At 73.5% G+C, this 26,193-nt stretch carries 26 protein-coding genes and 1 riboswitch; of the genes, 5 read left to right on the top strand and 21 right to left on the bottom strand.

Annotated elements, in window-relative coordinates:
* Nucleotides 1-22: 22 nt before the first annotated feature.
* Nucleotides 23-718, bottom strand: coding sequence for a CDP-alcohol phosphatidyltransferase family protein (locus GH723_RS08510; protein WP_153759244.1), 696 nt, complete (start codon nt 716-718; stop codon nt 23-25).
* 73 nt (nt 719-791) lie between these two features.
* Nucleotides 792-1,175, bottom strand: coding sequence for a VOC family protein (locus GH723_RS08505; protein ID WP_153759243.1), 384 nt, complete (start codon nt 1,173-1,175; stop codon nt 792-794).
* Between the two features lie 31 nt (nt 1,176-1,206).
* On the opposite strand from GH723_RS08505, the gene GH723_RS08500 reads away from it, so the two are divergent.
* Entirely contained in the window at nt 1,207-1,809 is a 603-nt protein-coding gene (locus GH723_RS08500; protein WP_229023195.1) for a DinB family protein, read from the top strand.
* Between the two features lie 14 nt (nt 1,810-1,823).
* On the opposite strand, the gene GH723_RS08495 is transcribed toward GH723_RS08500, so the two are convergent.
* From GH723_RS08495 to npdG, 6 genes are all read right to left on the bottom strand, one after another.
* Entirely contained in the window at nt 1,824-2,348 is a 525-nt protein-coding gene (locus GH723_RS08495) for a hypothetical protein (protein WP_153759241.1), read from the bottom strand.
* 223 nt (nt 2,349-2,571) lie between these two features.
* Nucleotides 2,572-3,075 carry an HIT family protein gene (locus GH723_RS08490; protein ID WP_153759240.1) on the bottom strand — a complete coding sequence of 168 codons (504 nt, stop codon included), beginning with the start codon at nt 3,073-3,075 and terminating at the stop codon, nt 2,572-2,574.
* 2 nt (nt 3,076-3,077) lie between these two features.
* The gene (thrS, locus tag GH723_RS08485; RefSeq protein WP_153759239.1) at nt 3,078-5,045 is read right to left on the bottom strand and encodes a threonine--tRNA ligase; all 1,968 of its coding nucleotides are present in this window, start codon (nt 5,043-5,045) and stop codon (nt 3,078-3,080) included.
* 46 nt (nt 5,046-5,091) lie between these two features.
* On the bottom strand, nt 5,092-5,892 hold the full coding sequence (locus GH723_RS08480) for a lysophospholipid acyltransferase family protein (protein WP_229023194.1): 801 nt from the start codon (nt 5,890-5,892) through the stop codon (nt 5,092-5,094).
* A gap of 51 nt (nt 5,893-5,943) precedes the next feature.
* A complete protein-coding gene (locus GH723_RS08475) occupies nt 5,944-7,113 on the bottom strand; it encodes a cysteine--tRNA ligase (RefSeq protein ID WP_229023193.1) in 1,170 nt (389 codons plus the stop codon).
* Complete coding sequence (gene npdG, locus GH723_RS08470; protein ID WP_267471342.1) at nt 7,110-7,778, bottom strand: NADPH-dependent F420 reductase; 669 nt, start codon at nt 7,776-7,778, stop codon at nt 7,110-7,112. Before npdG ends, GH723_RS08475 begins: the two co-directional genes overlap by 4 nt.
* 89 nt (nt 7,779-7,867) lie before the next feature.
* Between npdG and fabI the strand changes: the two genes are divergently transcribed.
* Entirely contained in the window at nt 7,868-8,638 is a 771-nt protein-coding gene (gene fabI, locus GH723_RS08465; RefSeq protein ID WP_153759237.1) for an enoyl-ACP reductase FabI, read from the top strand.
* A 49-nt stretch (nt 8,639-8,687) separates the two neighbouring features.
* Here the strand turns inward: fabI and GH723_RS08460 are convergent, their stop codons facing one another.
* Nucleotides 8,688-9,818, bottom strand: coding sequence for a murein hydrolase activator EnvC family protein (locus tag GH723_RS08460; RefSeq protein WP_153759236.1), 1,131 nt, complete (start codon nt 9,816-9,818; stop codon nt 8,688-8,690).
* Between the two features lie 108 nt (nt 9,819-9,926).
* Here GH723_RS08460 and GH723_RS08455 point away from each other — a divergent pair, with 108 nt between their 5' ends.
* Nucleotides 9,927-10,424 carry a MarR family winged helix-turn-helix transcriptional regulator gene (locus GH723_RS08455; protein ID WP_153759235.1) on the top strand — a complete coding sequence of 166 codons (498 nt, stop codon included), beginning with the start codon at nt 9,927-9,929 and terminating at the stop codon, nt 10,422-10,424.
* Nucleotides 10,421-11,221, top strand: coding sequence for an ABC transporter ATP-binding protein (locus GH723_RS08450; RefSeq protein ID WP_153759234.1), 801 nt, complete (start codon nt 10,421-10,423; stop codon nt 11,219-11,221). Before GH723_RS08455 ends, GH723_RS08450 begins: the two co-directional genes overlap by 4 nt.
* Here GH723_RS08450 and GH723_RS08445 read toward each other — a convergent pair.
* From GH723_RS08445 to GH723_RS08405, 9 genes are all read right to left on the bottom strand, one after another.
* The gene (locus GH723_RS08445; protein ID WP_153759233.1) at nt 11,218-12,168 is read right to left on the bottom strand and encodes an alpha/beta fold hydrolase; all 951 of its coding nucleotides are present in this window, start codon (nt 12,166-12,168) and stop codon (nt 11,218-11,220) included. The two genes, GH723_RS08450 and GH723_RS08445, sit on opposite strands and share 4 nt — an antisense overlap.
* Nucleotides 12,169-12,180: 12 nt before the next feature.
* Nucleotides 12,181-12,636, bottom strand: coding sequence for an SRPBCC family protein (locus tag GH723_RS08440; protein WP_153759232.1), 456 nt, complete (start codon nt 12,634-12,636; stop codon nt 12,181-12,183).
* A gap of 13 nt (nt 12,637-12,649) precedes the next feature.
* Nucleotides 12,650-14,230: an acetolactate synthase large subunit gene (locus GH723_RS08435; RefSeq protein ID WP_229023191.1), complete on the bottom strand. Its 1,581-nt coding sequence runs from the start codon at nt 14,228-14,230 to the stop codon at nt 12,650-12,652.
* 21 nt (nt 14,231-14,251) lie between these two features.
* Nucleotides 14,252-15,214, bottom strand: coding sequence for a threonine/serine dehydratase (locus GH723_RS08430; protein ID WP_229023190.1), 963 nt, complete (start codon nt 15,212-15,214; stop codon nt 14,252-14,254).
* A gap of 43 nt (nt 15,215-15,257) precedes the next feature.
* Entirely contained in the window at nt 15,258-16,319 is a 1,062-nt protein-coding gene (locus GH723_RS08425) for an ABC transporter ATP-binding protein (protein ID WP_153759230.1), read from the bottom strand.
* The gene (locus GH723_RS08420; RefSeq protein ID WP_407650243.1) at nt 16,316-17,917 is read right to left on the bottom strand and encodes an ABC transporter permease; all 1,602 of its coding nucleotides are present in this window, start codon (nt 17,915-17,917) and stop codon (nt 16,316-16,318) included. Before GH723_RS08420 ends, GH723_RS08425 begins: the two co-directional genes overlap by 4 nt.
* A 26-nt stretch (nt 17,918-17,943) precedes the next feature.
* Nucleotides 17,944-19,050: a thiamine ABC transporter substrate-binding protein gene (locus GH723_RS08415; protein WP_153759229.1), complete on the bottom strand. Its 1,107-nt coding sequence runs from the start codon at nt 19,048-19,050 to the stop codon at nt 17,944-17,946.
* Complete coding sequence (locus GH723_RS08410) at nt 19,047-19,757, bottom strand: thiamine diphosphokinase (RefSeq protein WP_153759228.1); 711 nt, start codon at nt 19,755-19,757, stop codon at nt 19,047-19,049. The genes GH723_RS08415 and GH723_RS08410 overlap by 4 nt, the downstream gene beginning before the upstream one ends.
* Nucleotides 19,758-19,802: 45 nt before the next feature.
* A riboswitch (TPP riboswitch) is annotated at nt 19,803-19,892 on the bottom strand.
* Between the two features lie 19 nt (nt 19,893-19,911).
* Nucleotides 19,912-21,111, bottom strand: a complete 1,200-nt coding sequence (locus GH723_RS08405; protein WP_153759227.1) for an acyl-CoA dehydrogenase family protein — start codon at nt 21,109-21,111, stop codon at nt 19,912-19,914.
* A gap of 67 nt (nt 21,112-21,178) precedes the next feature.
* Here GH723_RS08405 and folE point away from each other — a divergent pair, with 67 nt between their 5' ends.
* Nucleotides 21,179-21,826, top strand: coding sequence for a GTP cyclohydrolase I FolE (gene folE, locus GH723_RS08400; protein ID WP_229023187.1), 648 nt, complete (start codon nt 21,179-21,181; stop codon nt 21,824-21,826).
* 3 nt (nt 21,827-21,829) lie between these two features.
* Here folE and GH723_RS08395 read toward each other — a convergent pair whose 3' ends face one another.
* The 3 genes from GH723_RS08395 to GH723_RS08385 all read right to left on the bottom strand — a co-directional run bounded on the left by GH723_RS08395 (nt 21,830) and on the right by GH723_RS08385 (nt 26,141).
* Entirely contained in the window at nt 21,830-24,214 is a 2,385-nt protein-coding gene (locus tag GH723_RS08395; RefSeq protein WP_153759225.1) for a putative bifunctional diguanylate cyclase/phosphodiesterase, read from the bottom strand.
* A gap of 82 nt (nt 24,215-24,296) precedes the next feature.
* A complete protein-coding gene (locus GH723_RS08390) occupies nt 24,297-24,956 on the bottom strand; it encodes an NUDIX hydrolase (RefSeq protein ID WP_153759224.1) in 660 nt (219 codons plus the stop codon).
* Nucleotides 24,957-24,965: 9 nt separating this feature from the next.
* The gene (locus tag GH723_RS08385; RefSeq protein WP_153759223.1) at nt 24,966-26,141 is read right to left on the bottom strand and encodes an LCP family protein; all 1,176 of its coding nucleotides are present in this window, start codon (nt 26,139-26,141) and stop codon (nt 24,966-24,968) included.
* Between the last annotated feature and the right edge of the window lie 52 nt (nt 26,142-26,193).

The following is a 26,193-nucleotide window of genomic DNA, read 5'->3' as shown; positions in this document are numbered from 1 at the left end:
CGTCGGCCCGGTCGGCCCGTGGTCAACGGTTGCGCTGGCGGGTCCGCGCCCGCTCCCGCCACGTCTGGCTCACCGGCCGGGTGGTGCGGCGGCGGGCCGCGGTGCGGGTGCGGACCGGCACGGGCAGCGGCTCGGGCCGCTCCGCCTGCCGCCAGACCTTCACGAAGCGCTGCCCTGCGGTGATGACGGTGAGGGCGAGCATGACCCACAGGATCGCGATGAGCGCCTCGTTGAAGAGCAGGGCGACGCCCAGGAAGATGAACCGCTCGGCGCGCTCCATGAGGCCGCCGCGCGCGTCGAAGCCGAGCGACTCCGCCTTGGCCCGCTGGTAGGAGACGAGCGAGGCCGCGCCGAGGAGCGCCATCGGGAGGAGCGGGAGCAGGCCGGGGCGGGTCGTGGCCAGGTACCAGGCCACGCCGCCGAAGAGCAGAGCGTCGGTGAGCCGGTCGGTGACGGAGTCGAAGAACGCCCCCCGCCGGGAGTTCGTGATGCCGGACGCCTTGGCGAGCGCTCCGTCGAGGAAGTCGCAGAGCCCGGTGAGGATGAGCAGGACGAGGCCACCCCGGAGGGCGCCCGCGCCGATCGCCACCGCGGAGGCGACGGCCATGCCGATGCCGAGCCCGGTGAGATGATCGGCCTGCAGGCCGGTGCGGCGCAGGCCGATGCCGATGGGGCGCAGGCCGCGCTCGAAGTTGGTCCGCCAGTGTCCATCGAACATGGACGACTCCTCTGCTTGCTGTCGCGAGCAGGGTACCAGCGCACCTCTGCCCGACGACGCACCCGCTGCCGCGTCAGCCGTTGCCGGCGAGCAGGTGGATCACACCGGCGGGGTTGGCGATCCAGTGCGAGGTCTCGCCTTGGCCCTCGAGGGGCTCGACCTCGTCGCACGGCTCGATGCCCGCCTCGGCCAGCCGGCCCCGGGCGGCGGCGAGATCGTCGGTTCGCACCTCGAGCCACAGCTCGGGGCCGGTGTAGTTGTCGACCCGGTCGAGCCAGAGGGTGACCGCACCGAAGCGCACGGTGTGGGACGCCGACACGGTCGGTGCACCGCTGTCGACCACCTCGGCCACCTCGAAGCCGAGCACGTCGCGGTAGAACGCCACCGTCCGGTCGTAGGTGGCGCGCGGGATCTTCATCGCCAGGTTGGTCCCGGGGGTGAACGTGGGGCTGGGCATCGATGCTCCTCGCTGGGTCGTGGCCGCGAGCGTGGCACCCTCGCCCGCGTGGCAGGAGCACGAGGTCCCGCCGCTCCCGATGATGGCCCAGGAGGCGCACGTGCCCGAGATCGATCTGTCGTCCATGCAGCCCGGCGATGCCGCAGCTGCGCTGCGCTCCTTCCCCCGGCGGTACCGCGACGCAGCACGCACCGCCGCCACCGACCTCGACGGCGAACCCGACGAGGCGGCGCTCGAGGAGATGGCGAGGCGGCCGGGACCGGACGGGTGGTCGGCGACCGACGTCGTGACGGCGGCGGCCGATCGCCTGGCCGATGCCCACGACGTGCTGACCCGAGCCCTCGTCACCGACACCGCCGTCCCCTCGCACCTCACGGCGACACCGTCGCAGGTGCCGTCGGGCGGCTCCGGGACCATGGAGGACGCGCTCGGGCGGCTGGATGCGTCGTCGACGCGCCTCGCAGAGGTGGTCGACGACGCCGATCCGGAGCGGTGGACGGCGACGCTGCCCGTCGACGACGGAGGGACGACGACCCCCCTCCAGCTGCTGCAGACCAGCGTGGCCCCGGTCGTCGTGTGGATACGCGAGGTCGACAAGGTGCTGCGGGCGGTGCGGGGACGACCCCGCAGCTGATCCACCGCGGCGGATCAGGCGTCGGACAGGTCCGACCAGTCCTCGGGGTTGTCCTCGGTGAAGTACTCGAGGACCTGCCCGTCCACCCCGTCGACGAGGACGAGGCCACGCTGCCGGGGCGGCATCTCGGCCGAGTAGAGCAGGATCCGCCACGTGGGCCGGCTGAGGTACCCGCGCCACCCCATCTGGGCCGAGGCGTGGCCGACTGGGAAGCCGACCGCGCTCGTCGCGGCGACGAGGGCGTCGCGCTCGTCGACGTCGAGGTTCCAGCCCGCGACGAGGTGGTACGCCCCGATGAGCCCGAGCAGGACCGCGGCGAGGAGGGTGCCCCCGTTGACGAGCGGCGACTCGTCCGAGGCGACGGCCCAGAGCGCCGCGCACGCGGCGCCGAGGATCAGGTAGAGGACCCCGGGGATCCTCCGCCGGTTGTTGTTCGGGAAGATGTAGGGGCCGACGAAGGCGCTCGGCTGGAGGTCCTCCGGCAGCTCGTCGCGGACCTCGGCGTCGTCCAGCGGCCCGGCCTCGTGCTCCTCGGTCATCGGCGGGGAGGGTACCGGCCCCGCTCCCGTGGACCCGAATCCGCCGTCCGCCCGTTCCGTCGGGCGCGACATCCGGCCCATGTGACGCCAACCGCGCCCAACCCCCCGGCTCGGGCGCGGCATCCGGCGCATGTGACACCAACCGCGCCCAACCGGGACGAGGGGGCGGCGCGGCGACGCGGGACGGGGCCCCCGACGGCGCGGGCATGAGGCGAGGGGCCGGTCAGCCGGGCCAGGCCGCGCGCAGCTTGCGCCACGCGTCGCCGAGCGGTTCGGGCAGCACCCGCGTCTCGGCGACCGAGGTCATGAAGTTCGTGTCGCCCGCCCACCGCGGCAGCACGTGGACGTGGAGGTGGTCCGGGACGCCGGCCCCGGCGCCCCGCCCGAGGTTCACCCCGATGTTCACGCCGTCGGGTCGGTACGCGGCCTTGATCGCCGCCGTGCCGTCACGCACGAGCGACCACAGCTCGGCGTGCTCCTCGTCGTCGAGGCCCTCCAGCTCAGCGACCGCACGGTTCGGCAGCACCATCAGGTGCCCGTTGCTGTAGGGGTAGGCGTTGAGCAGCGCCGCGCAGGTCCGGCCGCGTCGCACCACCATCCCCTCCTCGTCGGGCAGGGCCAGGATGCGTTCGAAGAGCGACCCCTCCCCCGGCGGCGGCTCCTCGGCCCCGGACGCCTCGATGTAGGGGATCCGCCAGCCGGCCCAGATGCGATCGAGGGACGGCACGGTCAGCTGTGCGCCGCCACCTCGGCGGCGAGTCGCTCGATGAAGGCGTCGATGCCGACGCCGCGCTCGACGTCGCCGCCACGGGGGTTCACCCCCGCGGTGTCGTTGGCGACGTCGTCGTCGCCGACCACGAGGACGTAGGGCAGCTTCTCGGTCTTGGCCCGACGGATGCGGGCCCCGAGCGGCTCGTTCGCCTCGACAGCGTCGGCCCGGAACCCCGCGGCGCGGAGGCGCTCGGCCAGCGCGAACGCGTGGTCGTCGTGGTCGTCGCGCACGCCGAGCACCCGGACCTGCACCGGGGCCAGCCAGGCCGGGAACGCCCCGGCGTAGTGCTCGGTGAGGACACCGAAGAAGCGCTCGATCGAGCCGAACAGGGCGCGGTGGATCATGATCGGCTGGTGGCGCTGGCCGTCGGCGCCGGTGTAGGTGATGCCGAACCGTTGGGGCGTCTGGAAGTCGAGCTGGATGGTCGACATCTGCCAGGTGCGCCCGATCGCGTCCCGCGCCTGGACGGAGATCTTCGGCCCGTAGAACGCGCCACCGCCTTCGTCGAGGACGAGCTCGAGGCCCCGCGCCTCGCCGACCTGCCGCAGCACCGCGGTCGCCTCGTCCCACTCCTCGATCGTGCCGACGGACTTCTCCTCGTCGCGGGTGGAGAGCTCCAGGTAGAAGTCGTCGAGCCCGTAGTCCCGGAGGAGGTCGAGGACGAAGGTGAGGAGCGAGTCGAGCTCCTCGGCCATCTGCTCCTTGGTCGTGAAGATGTGCGAGTCGTCCTGGGTCATGCCCCGGACGCGGGTGAGGCCGTGGACGACGCCGGACTTCTCGTAGCGGTAGACCGTCCCGAACTCGAAGAGGCGGAGCGGCAGCTCGCGGTAGGACCGCGTGCGGCTCCGGAAGATGAGCACGTGGAACGGGCAGTTCATCGGCCGCAGGTAGTAGTCGGTGCCGCCCTCGCCCCCGACGTCGTCGAGGTGCATCGGGGGGAACATCCCGTCGGCGTACCAGTCGAGGTGCCCCGACGTGTGGAAGAGGCCCTCCTTGGTGATGTGCGGCGAGTAGACGAACTCGTAGCCCGCCTCCTCGTGGCGACGCCGGGAGTAGTCCTCCATGATCCGTCGGACGATGCCGCCCTTCGGGTGGAAGACGGCCAGCCCCGAGCCGATCTCGTCGGGGAAGCTGAACAGGTCGAGCTCGACGCCGAGCCTGCGGTGGTCCCGCTTCTCGGCCTCCTCCAGGCGATGGAGGTGGTCGGCGAGCGCCTGCTTGGTGTCCCACGCGGTGCCGTAGATGCGCTGGAGCATCGGCTGGGACTCGTCGCCGCGCCAGTAGGCGCCGGCCACGCGCATGAGCTTGAAGTCGCCGAGCCGCCCGGTGTGGGGCACGTGGGGGCCGCGGCAGAGGTCGATGAAGTTCGGCGGGTTCTCGTAGGTGCGGACGAGGCCCGTCTCGGTGGCCGACATCGGGTCGTCGGCGGCGCCCTTGATGATCTCCAGCTTGAAGGGGTGGTCCCGGAAGAGCTCGAGCGCCTCGCTGTCGGGGATCTCGTCGCGGACGAACGGCTGCTTCTCGGCGATGATCTCGCGCATGCGGGCCTCGATGCGCTCGAGGTCGTCCTCGTGGAACGTGCCGCCCTCGGGCAGCTGGAAGTCGTAGTAGAAGCCGTCCTGCACCGGCGGGCCGATGGCGAACGTGGCGCCCGGGAAGAGGTCGAGGACGGCCTGGGCCAGCACGTGGGCGGTGGAGTGGCGGATCGTGTAGAGCCCGCGGTCGCTGTTCGGCGTGACGATGCTGACCTCGGCCCGGTCGGGCAGCTCGAACGTGAGGTCCCGCTCGGTGCCGTCGACCACGGCGATCACCGCGTCCTTCGCGAGCCGCGGTCCGATCGACGCGGCGAGGTCGGCGGCGGTGGACCCGTGGGGCAGCTCCTTCGCGGAGCCGTCGGGGAGCGTGATCGTGATCGAGTCGGCCATCGGAGCCGAGGTTACCGTCGCGCCCGGACCGCCCCGGCAGGGGTTCCTAGCCCGCCTCGGCGTGCGGGGCGTCCGATGCGATCGGACGGAGCACCTCGCTCGACGACCGGCGGTCGGCGGCGGCGGTCACGTCGATCACGTCCGGTGGCGGGGCACTGGGGGTCGCGCCCTTCGTCGCGTAGGTCGGGTCGTACTCCTGGCCGGACAGCTCCCGGATCTCGAACATGACCTCGTCGGTGAGCTGGCGCAGGGCCAACCGGTCGTCGGCGCGGGTGGCGTACCGGTGGGGGTCGATGGCGGCGCCGAACCGGATCTGGACCCGCTTCAGCGGCAGGGGCACCGACACCTCGGGCGGCTGGATCTCGCGCGTGCCGATGATGCCGACGGGGACGATCGGCGCGCCGGTCTCGATCGCCAGGCGGGCCATCCCGGTGTGCCCCTTGTGCAGGCGACCGGTGCGCGACCGGGTGCCCTCGGGGTAGATGCCGAACAGCTCGCCCCGCTCGAGGACCCGCTTCGCGGTGGCGAGCGCCCGCTGGCTGGCATCGCCGCCGGAGCGGTCGATCGGGATCATGCCCAGCGCCGGGAACAGCCGGCGGGTCTTCCAGTCGTCCAGGTACTCGCTCTTGCCCACGTAGATGATCCGGCGGGGCAGGACGGCGGGGATGAAGAACGAGTCGATTGCAGCGGTGTGGTTCGGCGCGATGATCGCGGGCCCCTCCGAGGGGATGTTCTCGAGGCCCTCGACCACGACGCGCCACGCGGTGAGGAGCACCGGACGCACCACTGCCCGGGCGACGCGGTAGAGGCTCCCGATGCGCTCCTCGTCGACGGCGAGTGTCCCCACGGGACAAGTCTGCACCCCCGGCGCCGGTCGTGCTCGGGCGAGCGGCGAACCTCAGGCCAGGTGGGCGTGCGGCGGGTCGAGCAGGTCGACGCCGAGGAGCATCGCCGCCGTCGACACGCCCTCGCCGCTGGCCGCCGCGGCATCGATCGCGGCCACGGCGGTCGGCGTGTCGAGGTCGTCGTCGAGCGCGGCGCGGACCTGGTCGAGCGCGCCGTCCCCCTCCCCCGCGGCCAGCCACCGCTCGAGGCGGGCCTGGGCGTCGGGCATGAGCTGGTCGTCCCACTCCCACGAGTCGCGGTAGTGGTGACCGACGACGCCGAGGCGGATGGCGCGGGGGTCCCAGGCGGTGCGGAGGTCGCTGACGAACACCAGGTTGCCGAGCGACTTCGACATCTTCTCGCCGTCCATGCGGACCATCGCCTGGTGCATCCAGTGGCGGACGAACGGCTCACCGGTCGCCGCCTCCGACTGGGCCGCCTCGCACTCGTGGTGGGGGAAGATCAGGTCGCCGCCGCCGCCGTGCAGGTCGATCGTGGTCCCGAGCTCCCGCAGCGCCAGAGCCGAGCACTCGATGTGCCACCCCGGACGCCCCGGTCCCCACAGGGACTCCCACGCCGGCTCGTCGTCCGCCGACGGCTGCCACAGCACGAAGTCGAGCGGGTCGCGCTTGTTCGGGTCGTCGACGTTGCCGCCCCGCTCGGCCGCGTACTCGAGCATCGTCTCCCGAGGGAGGTTGCTCACCTGGCCGAAGCGGTCGAAGGTCGAGATGTCGAAGTAGACGGCGCCGCCGGAGACGTACGCGTGGCCCTGGTCGAGCACCATCCCGATGAAGCCGCGGATGTCGGCGATGGCCGAGGTGGCGCGCGGCTCGCTCCAGCACGGGAGGACCTGCAGGACCTCCATGTCGCTCTGGAACCGCGCCGTCTCCGCGGCGGCGAGGTCCAGGTAGTGGACGCCGAGCTCGCGGGCCTTGCCGAGGATGGAGTCGTCCACGTCGGTGATGTTGCGGACGCAGCGGGTCTCGTGGCCCCGGTCGCGCAGTCGGCGCTGGAGCACGTCGTAGGTGAGGTACACCGCGGCGTGCCCGATGTGGGTGGCGTCGTACGGCGTGATGCCGCACGTGTACATGGTGACGACGGGGCCCGGCTCGAACGGGACGACGACCGCGCGGGCCGTGTCGTAGAGGCGCATCGGCCCCTCGGCGGGACCCCGCTCGGTCACCGCGTGATGCCGGTGAACTTGACCGCCGCGCGGGTCTTGTAGCGGACGTTCAGCTGCAGCAGCACCGCGGTGAACGCCTCGATCGGGGCCGCCAGCGCCAGGCTGCCGGCGTCGAGCGCCCGCATGTCCGGCATCGAGTCGATCAGCTCGCTCGTCACGTCCGTCGCCGACGCGTGGTCGGAGCAGACGAGCACGTCGCTCTCCACGGGGTGCGAGAGGTCGCCGAGCTCCTTGGCGGGGATGTGGTGCATCGCCGCCGCCACCCGGCTGCCGGGGAGCGCGGCCTGCACGTTGCCCGCCACCGAGCCGCGCGGCGGCACGAGGGGCTGGAACTCCTTGCCCATCCGCGTCAGGGCGTTGGCCATGCAGATGACGACCTTGCCGTCGAGCTGCTCGACGAGCGACGCCGCCGTCGTCGACGCGCCGTCCCACGGGGTGGCGATGACCACGACCTCGGCACCGGCGGCGGCCTGGTTGTCGCCGGCCTCGATCACGAGCGCGTGGTCCGGCCACCGGCCGACCAGCTCGTCACGGACCTCGACGGCACGCTCGTGCGAGCGTGACCCGATGATGACCTCGTGGCCGGACGCTGCGAGTCGGGCCGCCAAGCCACTCCCCGCCGGACCGGTCGCTCCCAGCACTCCGATATGCACGGGCGTCACCATAGTGGTGGTGCCTCGCGGCGACGCCAGCCCACACAGTGGGACGCGAGCCCTCCGGTAACGCCCGCCGCGCCTCCCGGGTCGGACGCCACATGGGAATCCTCGACGGCTCGCGCATCCTCGTCACCGGCGTCCTGACCGACGCCTCCCTCGCCTTCGGCGTGGCTCGCCTGGCCCAGGAGGAGGGGGCGGAGGTGCTGCTCACCGGCTTCGGTCGGGGGATGTCGATCACCCAGCGCACGGCACGCAAGCTGCCGACGACGCCCGACGTGCTCGAGGTCGACGTGTCGTCGCCCGAGCACCTGGAGGCGCTCACCACCGAGCTCCAGCAGCGGTGGGGGCGGGTCGACGGCGTGCTGCACGCCATCGGCTTCGCGCCCGAGGCGTGCCTCGGGGACAACTTCATGAACGCCGGTTGGGACGACGTCAGCGTGGCGCTCCACGTCTCCGCCTACTCCTACAAGGCGCTCGCCGGCGCGGTGCACCCGCTGATGAAGGAGCACGGGGGCTCGATCCTCGGGCTCACCTTCGACGCGCGTGTCGCGTGGCCGGCGTACGACTGGATGGGCGTGGCGAAGTCGGCGCTCGAGTCGACCTCGCGGTACCTGGCCCGAGACCTCGGCCCGGACGGCATCCGGGTGAACATGGTCGCGGCCGGGCCGATGCGGACGATCGCCGCCAAGTCGATCCCCGGGTTCGCGAAGTTCGAGGACGTGTGGGACGAGCGGGCACCCCTCGGGTGGGACGTGAACGACAGCACCGCCGTGTCGCGCACGTGCGTCGCGATGCTGTCGGACTGGTTCCCGTCGACCACCGGCGAGATGGTCCACGTCGACGGCGGCTACCACGCCATGGGCGCCTAGGACCGCACGCCGACGCGGCGCCTCCTCGTCGTCGCCCGTCCGGCTGGGGTCAGCCGCAGGCGGCGCGCACGGTGGGCGTCGGGTTGACCGCCGAGCCGCCGTTCGGGTGGATCTCGAAGTGCAGGTGCGGGATGCCACGGGCGTTGCCGGTGTCGCCGACGTAGCCGATCACGGTGCCCGCCTGCACCTGCCCCGACGCGCCGTAGGCGGACAGGTGCGTGCCGTAGTAGTAGTGCCCGTCGACGCCGTTCAGGTGGAACGACAGTCCGCCGATCGAGTTGCCCCGGTGCGTCACGGTGCCGCTGACGGGAGCGACGACCGGCGTGCCGGTCGAGGCCATCATGTCGACGCCCTTGTGCGAGCGGCCGCCCGAGCGGGGCGCGCCCCAGCTGTCGATGAACGAGTGCGGGCCGGCGACGGGGCAGACCCATCCGCCGCTCGACGGCGGAGGCGACGACGGCGGCGGTGCCGGGCTCGGGTCGTTCGACGATGGCGGTCGAGTGGTCGGCGGGTTGGCCGGGCGGTTCGCGGCCGCCTCGCGCTCGCGCCGCTCGCGCTCCTCCTCCTGCCGGCGACGCTCCTCCTCCTGGCGGCGACGCTCCTCCTCCTCGCGCCGCTGGATCTCGGCCTGGCGCTCGGCCTCCAGCTCCTGCAGACGCTCGAGCTCGCCCACCATCTCGGCCTGGGCGGACTCGAGGTCGGCCACCAGCTCGCGCTGCTCGGCGAGCAGCCGGTCGAGCTCCTCCCGGTCCTGCTCGAGGTCGGCCGTCGCCGCGCGGTAGGCGTCGAGCGCGTCGGTGTCGGACTCGGTGACGATCTCGGCGAGGGCGTTGGCCCGCACCTGGCGGTTGATGTCCTCGTCGAACACCGTGGGTGTGCCCGACCCGGCCCGCACGTACTCGTTGACGGCCATGTCGCGGAGTCGGTCGCGGAGCCCGACGAGGGCGGCCTCGGCGTCGACGAGACGGGCCTGCAGGCGCTCGATCTGGGCCTCCATCTCGTAGCGGCGCGTCTCGGCGTCGGCGAACTCCGCCGTCGCGGCGTCGACCCGCGCCTGCGCCTCGCGGATCTCCTCGGCGTAGGAGGGGGGCAGGTCGGAGGTGTCGACCTGCGCACCCGCAGCGGACACCGGTCCGGCGACGAGCGCGAGGACCACGAAGCAGACGACGGCGGCACGCACGGGCGGCAACGCTAGCGGCTCCGTCACGATGTTGCGATCGCGTGACGATCGCGCCGCGACCCACGGGTGCTTGGCGAGCCATGGCGTCGTGCACCACACTGACCCCCCGTGAGCCCGCCTGCGCCGTCTGCTCGACCGGGGACCTCGTCGGACGACCTCGCCTCGGGCGCCGTCCCGGCCGCGGCCGGCCGCGCCGCCGCCCGCCTCGCCCGCACGGTCGAGAACGCCCTGGGCGGTGTCGACCTCTCGCTCCCCCAGTATCGGATGCTCGTCTTCCTCGACGACATGGGGTCCTCCGCTGCGTCGGCGCTCGCCGGCCGCCTGGGGGTGAGCCGCCCGAGCGTGACCGCCCTCGTCGACGGGCTGGTGGCCCGGGGGTTCGCGGAGCGTGCCGCCGACCCCGCCGACCGGCGTCGCGTGGCCCACGTGATCACGCCGAAGGGACGTGCCGCACTTGCCGCCGCCGACGAGGCCGTCGGTCGCCGACTCGCCGAGCTCTCGTCCAAGATCTCCGACCCCGGCGCGAGGACCTCCGCCGTCGAGGGGCTCGTCGCCTGGCTCGACGCTCTCAACACGGAGCGAGAGGCGAAGCTCGCCGACTCGTGACCGACGGCGGACCGGCGCTCCTCCTGTCCGGGGTCGGCGTCCGCATCGACGGGCGGACGATCCTCCACGACGTGGACTGGCGCGTCGACGCCGGCCAGCGGTGGGTGGTGCTCGGGCCGAACGGCGCCGGCAAGACCACGCTCCTGCGGATCGCGAGCCTGCGGCTCCACCCGACCACCGGACGGGTCGAGGTGCTCGGCGGAGAGCTCGGCCGCATCGACGTCCGCCGCCACCGCCAGCGCATCGGCATCACCTCGGCCGCGATCGCCGCCGCGCTCCGCGCCGAGGTGCGGACCGTCGATGTCGTGGTCACCGCGGCGCGCGGCGCCCTCGAGCCGTGGTGGCACACCTACGAGGAGGCCGAGCTCGAGCAGGCGCACGCCCTCCTCGCCGACGTGGGGATCGGGCACCTGGCCGACCACGCCATCGGCACGCTCTCGTCGGGTGAGCGCCAGCGGGCGCTGCTCGCCCGGGCCCTCATGGTCGACCCCGGTCTGCTCATCCTCGACGAGCCGGCGGCCGGCCTCGACCTCGGTGGTCGCGAGGCGCTGATGGCCCAGCTGGCGGCGTTGGCCGCCGACCCGTCCTCGCCCCCGTCGATCCTCGTGACGCACCACCTCGAGGAGATCCCGCCCGGCGTCACCCACGCGCTGCTCCTGCGCGACGGCGCGATCCATGCCGCGGGTCCCGCAGCCGAGGTCCTGACCGACGGCCCGGTGTCCAGCTGCTTCGGCGTGGACGTGCAGGTGAGCGCCAGCGACGGGCGCTTCCACGCCCGCGCCGTCGGCGGCCTCTAGGCGCTCGCTCGACCGGCCGGGGCGGCCAACGCCTCGTCGACCAGCGAGACCGCGCGGTGGATCGCGTCGGCGAAGCGGTCGACGGCGGTGATCGGCGCGTCGTGGTCCTGGTCGCCGAGCAGGATCTCGGGCGCGTCGAGCGCGGCGGCGAGCGCCCGCTGGCGGTGGTCCGGCACGAGCGAGTCGCGCCCGGTGACCACCATGGCGGCCGGGATGTCGAGGTCGGCCGCCCACGGCCGGGCGTCGAAGCGGCTCAGCTCGGTCCCCGCCTCGCGCAGCGCGCGGGGCAGGGTCCGGGAGAACTCACCGGCGAGCCAGGAGGTGTGCGGAGCGAAGCGCTCGTCGACCCGTCCCCAGTCGAACGCCAGCCGGGCGACGAGCCGGTCGCCCGCACCCAGGCGGACGCCGAGCTCGAGGAGGCGGATGAACCGCCACCGGAGCCGCTCCGCGAGCGTCTCGTTGAACACCAGGGCCGTGGAGGCGGGCACGAGGCCGGCGACCAGCCGGGGGTGGCGCGCGGCGAGGAGGAGGGAGATGGGGCCGCCCATCGAGAAGCCGGCGACGATCGCCCGCTCGATCCCGAGGACGTCGAGGAGGGCCGCGGCGTCGTCGGCGCAGTCGACCAGCCGGAACGGGTCGACGGGGTGCATGCCGCGACCGTGGCCCCGGTGGTCGAGCGCCACGACCCGACGTTCGCCCTCGAAGCGGTCGAAGGTCCCGAACCAGTTGAGCTCGGCGCTCGCCAGCCACCCGTGGAGCAGGAGGATCGGGGGCCGGCCGTCCGGTCCGTCCTGCTCGCGCACGAAGACGTCGCCGCGGTCGGGCAGCGAGACGACACGACCGGGCGGGAGATCGGGGGCGATCGCCGTGGGGCGGTCGGAGGGTCGGCGCCCCGCCAGCTGGCGGAGGCGGGTGGCGTAGAGGCGGACGGCGCTCGGGTCGGGCACGGTGCGGTCCTCTCAGGTGGCGTCGGCGTCGGCGGCGACGAGGCGGACGAGGCGGGCCCGGGACCGCTCGATCTCCTCGCCGAGGATCGGCTCGAGCACGGGTCCCCATAGCCGGCCGCCGTAGTGCAGGTGCATGCGCAGGTGGCTCGAGGTGGCGTCGCCGGCGACGTGGGCCCGCAGCTCCCACACGCCGTGGTCACGGCCGTCGAGCTCGCGGCGCGCGAACTCGACCGAGCGCGGCGCGTCGATCGCCCGGCGGACCATCCGCAGCCGCTTGGCGCGGGAGAACGGGCCGACCCGCGCCGACAGGTCGACGATCCACGCCGGTCCCGGATCGCCGGGGTCGGCGGGCGCGGGTTCGGCCCGCTCGACGATGCCGAGCCAGCTCGGGTAGCGGCCGAGGTCGTCGACCCAGGAGAACAGCGTCGCCGGCGAGCAGCTCGCCGACAGCTCGGCGGTGTGGTCCATCAGGCCGGGACCATCAGATCACGGCCTCGATGAGGGTGGGTCCGGCGGTGGCGAACGAGAGGCGCAGCGCCTCGACGAACTGGTCGGAGGTGGTGGCGCGCCGAGCGTCGACGCCCATGCCCGCGGCCAGCGACACCCAGTCGAGCTCGGGGCGGCCGAGGTCGGTGAGGCCCATCGCTCCCGGACCGGGCTCGGCGACGCCGGCACGCAGCAGCTCGTACTGGAGGATGCGGTAGTTGCGGTTGGCGAGCACGACGACGGTGACGTCGAGCGACTCGCGAGCCATCGTCCACAGCGCCTGGAGCGTGTACATGCCGCTGCCGTCGGCCTGCAGCGCGATCACGCGCCGGTCCGGGCAGGCGACGGCGGCGCCGACCGCGACCGGCAGCCCCTGGCCGATCGCACCACCCGTCAGGTGCAGCACGTCGTGGGCGGGGGCGGCGACGGCGTGGATGCTGTAGCCCATGCCGGAGGTGATCGACTCGTCGACGACCACCGCGCCCTCGGGCTGGAGGTGGGCGAGCGCCGCGCCGAGCTCCCCGGCACCGAAGGCCGAGCCGTGCGGCAGCGGCGGGAGCTCGACGTCGGTGCGGACGCTCGCCGGAGCGTCGAGGGCCGACGCCAGGGCGTCGAGGGCGTGCGCGGCGTCCTCCTCCGGGCCGGCCAGGCTGACCAGGTCGCAGCTGTCGGGCCGGGGGTGGCTCGGCTGGCCCGGGTAGCCGAAGAAGGAGACCGGGTCGGTCGTCCCCGCGACGACCATCAGCGTGGCGTCGGCGAAGGACTCGACGGCCTGCTCGGGGAAGTACGGGACGCTCGGGAAGCTCGGCAGGCCGCCGCCCCGCTCGGCCCGCGACGGCATGCCCTGGGTGACCACGCGGCACCCCGTGGCGGCGGCCACCCGCGACGCCGCGAGGAGCCCGTCGCGGCGCAGGGCCGCCGACCCGAGGACGACGACGGCCGACGCGCCCTGCTCCCGCAGCAGCCGAGCGACGTCGTCGACGTGGTGGGGTGAGACGAGGGCGCGCGGACCGGGCTCGCTCGGCGAGCTCAGCGCGGCAGCGTCCACGTCGCTCCACGCCGTGTCCTGGGGGATGATCAGGGTGGCGGGGCCCCCGGGCGGCTCCATCGACGCGGTGACGGCCGCGGCACCGTCGGCGGCGAGGTCCTCGGCGCGCGCCGTCGTGTGGACCCAGACCGACATCGGCCCCGCCAGCGACTCGATGTCGCTCGTCAGCGGGGCGTCGGCGTCGCGGTGCCAGGTGGCGTGGTCGCCGACGAGGTTCACGATCGGCGAGTGGGCGCGACGGGCGTTGTGCAGGTTGGCCAACCCGTTGGCCAGGCCCGGGCCGAGGTGGAGGATCGTGGCGGCGGGCGCCTCGGACATCCGGGCGAACCCGTCGGCGGCGCCGGTCGCGACCCCCTCGAACAGGCCGAGGATGGGACGGATGCGACGTTCGGTGTCGAGTGCGGCGACGAGCTGCATCTCGGTCGTGCCGGGGTTCGCGAAGCACGCGGTGACCCCGTTGTCCGCGAGCGTCCGCATCAGCTGCTCGGCGCCGTTCACTGGCATCCCCTCCTGGTCGTGTCCGGCCATTCTGCCCACACCGCGCGACCGCTACCCATCGGCGCGCGGCGTGGCGACCGACGCCGGGTCGGTGTTGGCGCCGCAGACGACCACGGCGACCCGCTCGTCGGGCTCGGGGACGTAGGCACCGGAGAGGAGGGCGGCGAGCGCCGTCGCACCCCCCGGCTCGGCGACGAGCCGCACGTCGCTCCAGAGGTGCCGCTGGGCGCGGACGATCTCGTCGTCGGACACCGTGAGGCATGCCGTGACGCCGACCTGCGCAGCGGCGAACGGCAGATCGCCCACCCGGCGGGCGCCGAGCGAGTCCGCGGCGACGCCTGACACCTCCACGTCGACGGGGTGGCCGGCACGGAGGGCGGCCGCGAGGGCGCAGGACGTCGCCGGTTCGACGGCGACGATCCGCCGGCGGCCCTCGAACCAGCACGCGGCCCCGGCGATGAGCCCGCCGCCGCCGACCGCCACGAGGATCGTGTCGACGTCGGGCGCCTGCTCCTCGAGCTCGCGCGACATCGTGCCCTGCCCCGCGATGACCTCGACCTGGTCGTAGGGGTGGACGACGAGCGCCCCGGACTCCGCCGCCCGACGCGTGGCCGCCTCCTGGGCGTCGGCGTACAGGGCGCCGCCGACGGTGACGCCGACCCGTCCGCCGACGGCCCGGAGCCGATCGACCTTGGCGGCGGGCGACGCCTCGGGCACGAAGATCTCCGCGGCGAGCCCGAGCGTGGACGCCACGTGCGCGACGGCCAAGCCGTGGTTGCCCCCCGATGCCGCGATCACGCCCACGGGCGGCACCTCCGGTGCGGACAGCACCCGGTTGAACGCGCCCCGGACCTTGAACGACCCGGTCACCTGGAGCAGCTCGAGCTTCAGCGTCACACGACGTGGGCCACCAGGGGTGGGCACCTCCACGTCGAGGACCGGCGTGCGCCGGACGTGTGGTTCGATGCGGCGGGCCGCGGCGGCGACGTCGTCGGGGGTGGCGGGGGCGGTCACGCCGCCCATGGTGCACCACGCCCGGCGTGACGCGGCCCGGTGGTCAGCTCGTGGCGGGGTCGACGACGATCACCGAGCGGTCGCGCAGCCTGAGCGTGACCCGCTCGCCGACGTCGCGGTCGAGGCGGTCGTGCTCGACGACCGGCAGGTCGACGGCACCCTCGGGGGTGGGGACGGCGACGTGGAGCTGCACATGGTCGCCGCGGAACGACCGGCGGGCGACGGTGCCCCCGATGCCGAGCGCCTCCGCGCCGTCGAGGCAGAGCTCCACCGCGTCGGGACGGACGAGCAGCGTCGCCGGTCCGTCGGCGGTCGGCGGCGACGCCAGCGTGCGTGCGGGAAGCGGGCCCCACGGCGCGACGACGCGCCCGTCCCGCACCTCGACGGGCACGGCGCCGACCGGGCCGACGACCCGGGCGACGTCGAGGTCGACCGGGCGCCGCCACAGCTCCGGCGGTGGTCCGACCTGGGCCAGCCGCCCGTCGAGCACGACCGCGATCCTCTCCCCCGTCGCGAACGCCTCGGCCTGGTCGTGGGTGACGTGCACGGCCGTGACCCCCGCCGAGCGGAGCAAGCCGGCGAGCTCGTCGAGGAGGCGGTCGCGCAGCGCTCGGTCGAGCGAGCCGAGCGGCTCGTCCAGCAGCAGGAGCGACGGTCGGGGGGCGAGCGCCCGAGCCAGCGCGACGCGCTGGCGCTCGCCACCGGACAACCCGTCGACGGCACGGGACTCGAAGCCCGAGAGCCCGACGAGGTCGAGGACCTCCGCCACGCGGCTGCGGGTCGCGGAGCGGGAGGCACGGGCCATGCGCATCCCGAACGCCACGTTGCCGCCCACGTCTCGATGCGGGAACAGGGCGTGGTCCTGGAACATCATCCCGACCCCGCGCGCGTGGGTGGGCACGGCGGTGACGTCGCGGCCGTCGATCTCGACCCGGCCGGACGTGGGCGCCTGGAGGCCGGCGATCACCCGCAGGACCGTCGTCTTGCCGCTGCCGCTCGGGCCGAGAACGGCCAGCACCTCTCGGTCGCCCACATCGAGGGAAACGTCGCGCACGACGTCGCGACCCCCGAGGTGGACGGTGACGCGGTCGAGGCGGAGGCTCACCGCGTCCCCCCGGGCCGGAGCCGGGAGATCACGAGGAGCGACACCGTCGTCATGACCATGAGGATGGTGCTCAGCGCCATCGCCTGCCCGAAGTTGGACGGACCCGGCCGGCCGAGCAGCCGCAGGATGGCGACGGGGACGGTGACCGTCTCGGCGCGGGCGATGAAGACCGTGGCCCCGAACTCGCCGAGCGACACGGCGAAGGCGAAGCCGGCGGCCACACCGACGGCGCGCCCCACGAGCGGCAGGTCGACCTCCCTCCAGACGCGCGCCGGCGATGCCCCCAGCACCGCCGCGGCCTCCCGGACGCGGTCGTCGATCGACGACAGCACCGGGACGAGGACGCGTACGACGAAGGGCACGGCCACCAGCGCCTGCGCCATGGGGATGAGCCACCACGACCCCCGCAGGTCGAGCGGCGGATCGTCGAGCGAGATGAGGAAGCCGAAGCCGACCGTCACCGCCGAGACCCCGAGGGGGAGCAGGAGGACCACGTCGAGCGCGCGGGCCCAGCGGCGGGGCCCGCGGGTGACCACCACCGCAGCGGCCAGACCGACGACCACGGCGACCACCGTGGCTGCGACCGCGAACTCGAGCGAGTGGCGCACGGCGTCGAGGGCCGGCCGGCCGAGCACCGACGCCTCCGGGTCGACGAGCGCCCGGTACCACTGGAGCCCCAGGCCGCCGTCGGGCGCCCGGAACGACCGGAGCACGAGCAGCGCGAGCGGCACGCCGACGAGGGCGCCGGCGAGGGCGAGAGCAGCTGCGAGGAAGGAGCGCTCCCCCACGCCCCGAGGACGTCGAACGCTGGCCGCGTCCCCGGCGATGGGTTGGGCCACGGCGAGCGCCTGCTGGCGCCCCGTGCCGACGGCGAGCAGCCCGGCGACGATCGCGAGCTGGAGGAGCGACAGCGCCGCCGCAACCGGCAGGTCGAGCAGCTGGGTGGTCTGCCGGTGGATCTCGACCTCGAGGGTGGCGTGCTCGGGCCCGCCGAGCAGGAGGACCACCCCGAACGACGTGAACGTGAAGAGGAACACCACCCCGGCGGCCGACACGATCGCCGGCCGGGCGAGCGGCAGCACGACGTGGAGGGCCGTCCGCCAGCGCCCGGCCCCGAGCGTGGCCGCGGCGTCCTCCATGCGCGGATCGAGCTTCTCGAGCAGGCCGCCCACCACCCGGACGACCACGGCCACGTTGAAGAAGACGTGGGCGACGAGGATCGCCACCAAGGTGCCCCGCAGCCCGGAGCCGAGCGTGACGATGAAGGCCACGGCGACCACGACGGTCGGCAGGACGAAGGGGACGAGCAGGGCGGCGTGCACGACGCGACGGCCCGGGAAGTCGAATCGCGTGAGGGCGTAGGCGACCGGCACACCCACCGCGAGCGTGAGGACCGTCGAGAGGACGGCTTGCCACAGCGTGAACCACACGACGCCCCGGAGCGCCCCGTCACCGAGGACCTCGACGAGCGCCCCGAGGGCCCACGACCCGTCGGGACGGAGTCCGGTCAGGAGGATGGCGCCCACGGGGACGGCGAAGAACACCGCCAGGAACACCAGCGGCGGGAGGGAGAGCACCGCGGCGCCCACGGGTCCGATCCGACCCGTGGGCGCACGGCTCGGCGTCAGCGCAGGACGGCGTCGGTCCACTCGTCGATCCACCGGTCGCGGTTGTCGGCGACGACCTCGGGCTCCAGCTGGTAGGGGTCGTCGGGGTCGACGGCGAAGCGCTCGAACACCTCGGGGAGCTCGGTGCCCTCGATCACCGGGTGGACGAAGTAGGTCAGCGGGATCGACTCCTGGAAGCGATCGGAGAGGAGGAAGTCGATGAGGAGGGCGGCACCCTCCGGGTTCTCGGCGCCGGCCAGCACGCCGGCGAACTCGATCTGGCGGACGCAGGTGCTCTCGACGACGCCGGTGGGCGCCTCCTCGGGCAGCGGATCGAGGCCGAGGACCTCGGCCGGCGGGCTCGATCCGTAGGAGACGACGAGCGGACGATCGCCCTCACCCGCACCGCCCGAGAACCGCGTGTAGTAGGCATCGGACCAGTCGGCGGCGACGTCGACGCCGTTGTCCTCCAGGCCCTGCCAGTAGTCGAGCCAGCCGTCCTCGCCGAACTCGGCGACCGAGGCGGTGAGGAACGCCAGGCCCGGTGAGCTCGAGGCCGGGTTCTGCACGACGAGCATGTCGGCGTAGGCCGGGTCGGCGAGCGCCGCGAGGTCGGCCGGGGGTTCGAGCCCCTCGGACGCGAACCACTCGGCGTCGTAGTTCACGCACACCGCACCGTGGTCGATCGGCGTCACCCGGTGCTCGTCGTCGAGCACGAGGGCCGGGTCGACCTCGTCGAGCCGCTCGGCCTCGTGAGGCACGAAGAGGTCGGCGTCGAGGGCCCGGCTGAGCGTGGCGTCGTCGAGGCCGAAGAGCACGTCGCCGAGCGGGTCGCCGGCGGTGAGGATCGCCTGGTTGACGACCGACACGGCGTCGCCTCCCTGCTGCACCGTGACCGTCAGGCCGGTCTCCTCCTCGAACGCGGCGCGCATGTCGTCGTCGAGGTCGAACGAATCGTGGGCGACGACGACGACCTCGCCCGAGGGGCCGTCAGGTGCGGCGCCGTCGGCGGGTCCCTCGTCGGCGCTGTCGTCGCCGCCGCACGACGCGGCGACGAGCGTCGCAGCGAGCGCGGCGGCCGCGACGGCGGCGCGCCGACGGCGGAACGGGGCTCTGGTGCTCATCGGGTGGTGGTCCTTCCGGTCGGGGGGTCGGCCGGGGCGCCTGGTCGCGCCCACGGCCCGGGCATCACCACGAGGAGGACGCCGACGTCGAGCTCGACGACACCGGCCCGGCCCACCAGCTCGTTGCTCACGCCCCGACTCGACCCCGGCTCCAGCCGTTCGCCGTGCAGGGGGTAGAGCAAGCCCTCGGTCCGAACGCCGTCGGCCGGGCCGTGGACCGCGAGGAGCGTGACGTACTCCCCGGGGTCGCCGGAGAGCGTGCGCCGTCGCCGGACGACGTGCAGCCGCGCGCCGTCCCCGCCGTGTGCGGTGACGTCGAGCCCGGCGAAGCGGTCCGACGCCATGACGAGGGCGTTCGCCAGCAGGTGATCGAGGCGTCCGCCGTCGCCGCCGGCGACGTCGACTCGGACGAGGTCGCGGACGGCCACCGCGTCGAGCGCGAGCTCGAGGTCGGTGTGGGCCTTCCGCGCCGGGTGCCGCTCGACGACGCTGCCGGCCTCGACGGCCCGCGCCAGCCCGTCGGGGGTCACCGAGTCGAAGTCGCCGACGGCGACGTCGACCCGGAGGCCGAGCCGGTGGGCCTGGTCGACGCCCGAGTCCGCCGCGACCACCAGCATCGACGACGCGTCGATGCCGACGGGCAGCTCCTCGATCGGCTCACCGCCGAGGAGGACGAGTGCGGATGTGGGTTGTGTGGGCTGCGGCAACGTCGGACCTCTGGCTGGAGGGGCGACGACGCGCGAGCTGAGTGGCCTCCCTGCGCCGGCATGACCCGGATCAGGTTCAGACGGTCGGAGGCGGAACGGCCCTCCCTCTCAGCCCGACGCCTCGGGCTCCCGTGGTGCCGGCCACCCTAGCGGGTCAGCTGAAGGCGCCGATGCCGGTGATGGCCTGGCCGAGGACGAGGGTGTGGATCTCGTTGGTGCCTTCGTAGGTGTAGACCGACTCGAGGTTGTTCATGTGGCGGATGACGGGGTACTCGAGGGTGATCCCGTTGGCGCCGAGGACGCCCCGTGCCTCGCGGGCGATCTCGAGCGCCTGGCGGACGTTGTCCATCTTGCCGAAGCTGACCTGCGCGGAGGTGAGCTGGCCGGTGTCCTTGAGGCGTCCGAGGTGGAGGGCCACGAGGGTGCCGCGTTGGACGGCGACCATCATCTCGACGAGCTTGCGCTGGGTGAGCTGGAAGCTCGCGATGGGGACGCCGAACTGGACGCGGTCCTTGGCGTAGTCGAGGGCCGCTTCGTAGCAGGCCCGACCGGCGCCGATCGCGCCGAAGAGGATCCCGAAGCGGGCCTCGTTGAGACACGACAGCGGCCCCTTCATCCCCGACACGCCGGGCAGGACGGCGTCGGCGGGCAGGCGCAGGTCGTCGAACACGAGCTCGGAGGTGACCGACGCCCGCAGCGACGCCTTGCGGTGGATGTCATGGGCCGTGAACCCGGGGGTGTCGGTGGGCACGACGAAGCCCCGCACACCGCCGTCGGTGCGGGCCCACACCACCGCCACATCGGCGATCGACCCGTTGGTGATCCACATCTTCGACCCGTTCAGCACCCAGTCCCCACCTGCGTCCTGCTTGGCGTGGGTCCGCATGCTCCCCGGATCCGATCCCGAGTCGGGTTCGGTCAACCCGAAGCACCCGATCGCCTCGCCCGCCGCCATCCGCGGCAGCCACGTCTCCTTGTGCTCCTCCGAGCCGTAGGCCCAGATCGGGAACATCGCCAACGAGCCCTGCACCGACACGAAGCTGCGCAGCCCGCTGTCGCCGGCCTCCAGCTCCAAGCACGCCAACCCGTACGCGGTGCCCGACGTGCCCGCGCACCCGTAGCCCTCCAGGTGCATCCCCAACAGGCCCAGCTCACCCATCACCGGGCCCAGCTCCCGGGCCGGGAACGTCCCCTCCTCGTACCACCGCCCCACCTCGGGCAGGATCCGATCCCCCACGAACTGGCGGACCGTCTGTTGGATCTGACGCTCCTCGTCGGACAACAACCCATCGATCGCGAGGAAGTCGAGCGGATCGTCACCGCCGACGCGGGTCAGGTGCGGGGTGTCAGCCATGGGCGAACGGTACCGTCTCCCCGCTGCACCGGCGACGGTACGGTCGTCGGATCGACAAGGAGAGCCCGTGACCACCCCTCCCTCACCCGAGTCGTCCCGCCCGGACCTGGAGCAGCTCGACCAGGGTCCGCCACCCGCGGCCATCGACCGCCCCCGCCTCGTCGCCGCGGTCCGGGAGATGCTCCTCGCGATGGGCGAGGATCCCGAGCGCGACGGGCTGCGCCGTACGCCGGAGCGGGTCGCCGACATGTACGCCGAGGTCGTCGGCGGCCTGCACGACGAGCCGGAGCGCCACCTCGAGGTGCAGTTCGAGGCGGACCACGACGAGATGATCATGGTCCGCGACATCTCGTTCGCATCGATCTGCGAGCACCACCTGGTGCCGTTCATCGGCCGGGCCCACGTGGCGTACATCCCCGGCCCCGAGGGGCGGATCACCGGGCTGTCCAAGCTCGCCCGCCTCGTCGACGGCTACGCCAAGCGCCCCCAGGTGCAGGAGCGGCTCACCTCCCAGGTCGCCGACAAGCTGATGGAGCGGCTGCAGCCCCGCGGGGCGCTCGTCGTCGTCGAGGCCGAGCACCTGTGCATGTCGATGCGCGGCGTGCGCAAGCCCGGCGCCCTCACCGTGACCTCTGCGGTCCGGGGCATCTTCAAGACGAGCCAGTCGACGCGCGCCGAGGCGATGAACCTGATCGGCTTCTCGCGGGACGGCTGAGGGTCAGGGCATCCGCAGCAGCGTCGACAGCGGCGCCGCGGCGGCGAAGAGGTGCCCCTGGCCGAGGTCGGCGCCGAGGTCGACGAGGAGCGACCGCTGGGCCTCGGTCTCCACGCCCTTGACGATCGACGTCACCGCGAGCTGCGCGGACAGCCCGAGGAGCGACTCGACGATGCGGGCGGTCGCCGGGTCGTCGACCACGTCGGTGGTGAACGACGAGGCGAGCTTCACCCAGCTGAGCGGCACGGCCCGGAGCAGGTCGGGCGACGCGGCGCCGGTGCCGAAGTCGTCGAGCGCGAGGCCGAGGCCGGCCTCGGCCAGGTCGCAGAGCGAGCGGGTGACGACGTCGAGCGCCTCGCCCTCGACGTTGCAGCGGAACTCGACGACGAAGCTCTCCCGGGGAAGGCCGAGGGCGTCGATCGTCTCGGTGACGGAGTCGACGATCCCCGGCATCTGGAGCTCCTGGGTCGACACGTTCGCGAACCAGAGGGCGGCGTCGCCGGCGCGCTGGCGGAACTCGGTCGCGTTGCGCACCAGCTCGGTGCGCACGCGGGTGCCGAGCTCGTGGATGAGACCGGTCTCCTCGGCCATCTCGATGAACTCGGAGGCGGCGACGCCGTAGGACCCACGGGACCACCGCACGAGGCTCTCGAAGCCGATCGGCGCGCCCGAGTCGAGGCGGACGATGGGCTGGAAGTGGACGACGAGGTCGCCGCGCTCGAGCGCGTGGTGGAGAGCCCGCTCGTCGTCGAGCTTGATGCTGTCGCTGCGACGGAGGGCGGGCGCGAAGGCCACGGGCCGTCCCACGCCCCGTCGCTTGGACTCGTACATGGCGGCGTCGGCGCGGGCCACCAGGTCGTCGGCGTTGACGACGTCACTCGTCGTCCAGGCCACGCCCACGCTGGCACGCATGTCGATCTGGCCGACGTGCAGCTCGACCTCGCGGCGCATCACCGCGGCGACCCGCTCGGCGATGTCGATCGCCTCCTCGGCGCCGGACACCTTCGGGCAGACCACGAGGAACTCGTCGCCCCCGATGCGGCCGACCACGTCGTCACCGCGGACGACGCTGCGGAGGCGGTCGGCGGCGACGACGAGGAGCTCGTCGCCGGCCGCGTGGCCCAGCTCGTCGTTGATCGCCTTGAAGCGGTCGAGGTCGATGAAGACGACCGCGAGCCGGTCGCCGGGGGTGGCGAGCGACTCCTCCAGGATCTGCATGGCCGCCGCGCGGTTGTGGCACCTGGTGAGCGAGTCGAACATCGCCCGCTCACGCAGCTCCTCCCGCAGCAGGGCGGCCTCGGTCACGTCCGACACGCTGACGATCGCTGCGGTCACCGTGCCGTCGGCCTCGGTGAGCGAGCGGATGCTGAGGTGGCACAACCGGGCGTCCGCCACGCCGGGGAGGCGCAGCTGGACCTCGAGGTCGGCGTCGATGCCCTCCATCGCCCGGGCGAAGGCGACCTCGAGGCGGGGCCAGTCGTCGCGAGCGACGGTCCGGACCTGGTCCTCGAAGCGGGCGACACGGGGGACGCCGACGATCTCGTGCAGCCGCTCGTTCGTGTAGACGACCTCCCCGTCGGCACGCACGTGGAGGAGCCCGCTCGGGAGCGCCTCGGCGAGCCGGTGGAGCAGCTGCTCGCGCTCGCGCAGCGCCTCGTACATCTGCATCTCGTCGGAGATGTCGATCATCTGGGCGATGACGTGGGGATCGTCGGGATCGTCGAGGAGGTTGCGGTTGGCGATCTCGACCCAGACGTAGTCGCCGTTCTTGTGCAGGTGGCGGAGCCGGACGCGCTGCCCGTCGCCCCCAGCGGCGAGCATCGTCATCCAGTTGTCGATGGCGAGCTCCTCGTCATCGGGGTGGATGTAGTTGAGGGCTCGCTCGCCCACCAGATCCGCAGGGGCCCAGCCGAGGATCTTCTCGAGGCCCGGGTCGATCTCGACGAAGAGCGCGTTGTCCGACTTCTTCGTCCAGGTGACGCGCGAAGTGAGGCCCTCGGCCTGGTCGGGTCGGACGTTGCCGTCCACGCCGGCCGGTGGGATGAGGACGACGAAGAACGCGCCGAGCTCCGACTGGAGGTCGAAGAAGTGCATCTGCGCCGTCTCCTCGGGCGCCGACGCGAGGTGCACGACGATCCGGGCGCCACCCGCCTCGCGCACGCGGAACCACCCGTCGATCACGACCTGGCGGTCCTCGGCCACGACGAGGTCGAGCGCCGAGCGGGCGTGGAGGACCCGGGTGCGGTCGATCTGGACGCCTGCGGGCAGCGGAAGGAAGATGCCCTCCTGCGAGACGGCCGAGACGAGCGCGCTCGGCTGCTGCTCGACGAGCGCCTCGAACGCGGCGCGGTAGGCAGCCGGCTTGCTCAGGGGTTCCCCCGTGTCCATGTCCCTTGGATCGGCGCGCCCGGGCGGCAGATGACGCTCCGTCACCGGGCGGCGGGGATTTGGTGCGTACGACCCAGGCGGGTCAGATCGCCAGGCGGTGGTCCCCGTCCGCGAGCCGTCCGGCCATCTGCAGCAGCGTGACCCAGTAGCCGGGCGCGTCGCCCTCGAGCCGCACGTCGCCGAGCGGCGGGTCGGGCACGAACGACGAGCGCTCGACCGTCAGCCTGGTGGTCGCGCCGTCGGCACCGACCGCCGCGCACTCCACGACGTCGCGCCGGCCGGTGAAGAGGTCGAGGCCGGCGTCGACGGGGAGGTCGACGACCGCGTCGACCTCGGTGGGATCGGGCGCGTAGGCCTCGAGCGGCCGATCGTCGGCGACGAGATGGACGTGGGCCAGCTCCCGGTTGGTGCCCTCCGGGGTCACGTCGACGAGGCGCCGCACGCCCAGGCGGACGAGAGCGGCCGGTGCGACGTCGATGCCGAGCTCCTCACGCAGCTCGCGCAGGCCGTCGATCGGGGTCTCCCCCGCGGCGAGGTGCCCGGTGGCCGAGAGGTCGAGGAGCCCCGGGAAGGTGGACTTGCTCGCGGCACGCCGCTGGAGGACGACGACGGGGCCCGACTCCCGTCGGGCCACCACGAGGATGTGGATGACCTGGTGCCACAGCCCCTCGGCGTGCACCGTCAGCCGGTCGGCCACGCCGGTGTGCCGTCCGAGCTCGTCGAAGGTGTCGAGTCGCTCCACCTCGGGTGGCTACCCCTGGAAGCGGGAGATCACCGCAGCGGCGTCGGGCTCGACGAGCCCCAGCACCGCCGCGCCGCCCGAGGTGCGGAACGGGAAGGTCGGGATCTCGACCGACTCGGGGTCGAGCGACCGCATGCGGTTGGCGAACCGCAGCGCGTCGAGGAACCCCATCGAGTCGTCGATGCGCAGGCCGTCCGACAGCGCGGAGGAGATCCGCGCCACCTCGATGGGGTTGCGGGTGCCACCCGCCTCCGACATCACCGCGCGGAGGAACGCCTGCTGGCGCTGCACCCGCCCGAGGTCGCCGGTCGGGTCGGCGCGCCACCCGCCGTCGACCAGCTCCTCGTAGTGCCGGGAGCGGACGTAGGCGAGCGCCTGGGTCCCGTCGAGCGTGACCGGGCCGGCCGTCGGGACGTCGAGGCCGGAACGGGTGTCGCGCGCCGGGTGCGGGAAGTCGATGGTGACGCCGCCGACGGCGTCGACGAGCCCGGCGAAGGTCACGAAGTCGACCTCGACGTAGTGGTGCACGGGGATGCCGACGCCCTGCTGGACGGTGCGGATCAGCGCCTCGGGCCCGTCGCGGTACGCGGCGTTGATGCGGCCCTCCGTGCCGTCCGGACGGGTCACCCACAGGTCGCGCGGGATCGAGGTCATCAGGGCGCCGTCGCCCGAGGTGCGGAGCACGAGCATGGTGTCGGACCGCTGGCCCGAGCCGTCGGCACCCTCGCCGAGCACCGCGCCGGCGTTCGGGTCGTTCGGGTCGAAGCCCTCCCGCGAGTCCGAGCCGACGATGAGGTAGTTCGCCCCGCCGCCGCCAGCGGGGCTGAGGACGGAGCCGACGGCGACGCGGTCCACCCGCTGGAACTGCCAGAGCCCGAACAGCACGAAGAGGAGGAACAGGCCGAGCAGCGCGACGACCGCGGAGAGGGCGATGCGCCGTGGGCCCCACCTCCGGCGCCGGCGCGGCCGTGCGGGACGGTCGGCCGGGCCCGGTGCGCCGCTCGGACGGGAGGGTGCCGCCACGCGGCGCGGCGGTGGACGGTCGCCCGCCGGAGGACCCTGGTCCCCTCCCTCGGCCGGGACGAAGAACTGCCGCGGGGCGCGCGGGAGCTCGCCCTCGGAGCGCGCCGGGCGGCGCTCCTCGGTCCTCCGCTCGTCCTCGTCGTCACCCCAACCGGTCGGCACGGCGCAGGATCCTACGGCTGCCGCCGGCGCCCACCGTGGCGACCGTGGGCCG

It is taken from the genome of Actinomarinicola tropica (assembly GCF_009650215.1).
In the GTDB taxonomy this organism is placed as follows: domain Bacteria; phylum Actinomycetota; class Acidimicrobiia; order Acidimicrobiales; family SKKL01; genus Actinomarinicola; species Actinomarinicola tropica.
Note: the sequence above shows the minus strand (reverse complement) of the source record. Positions and strands in the feature narration are given on the sequence as shown.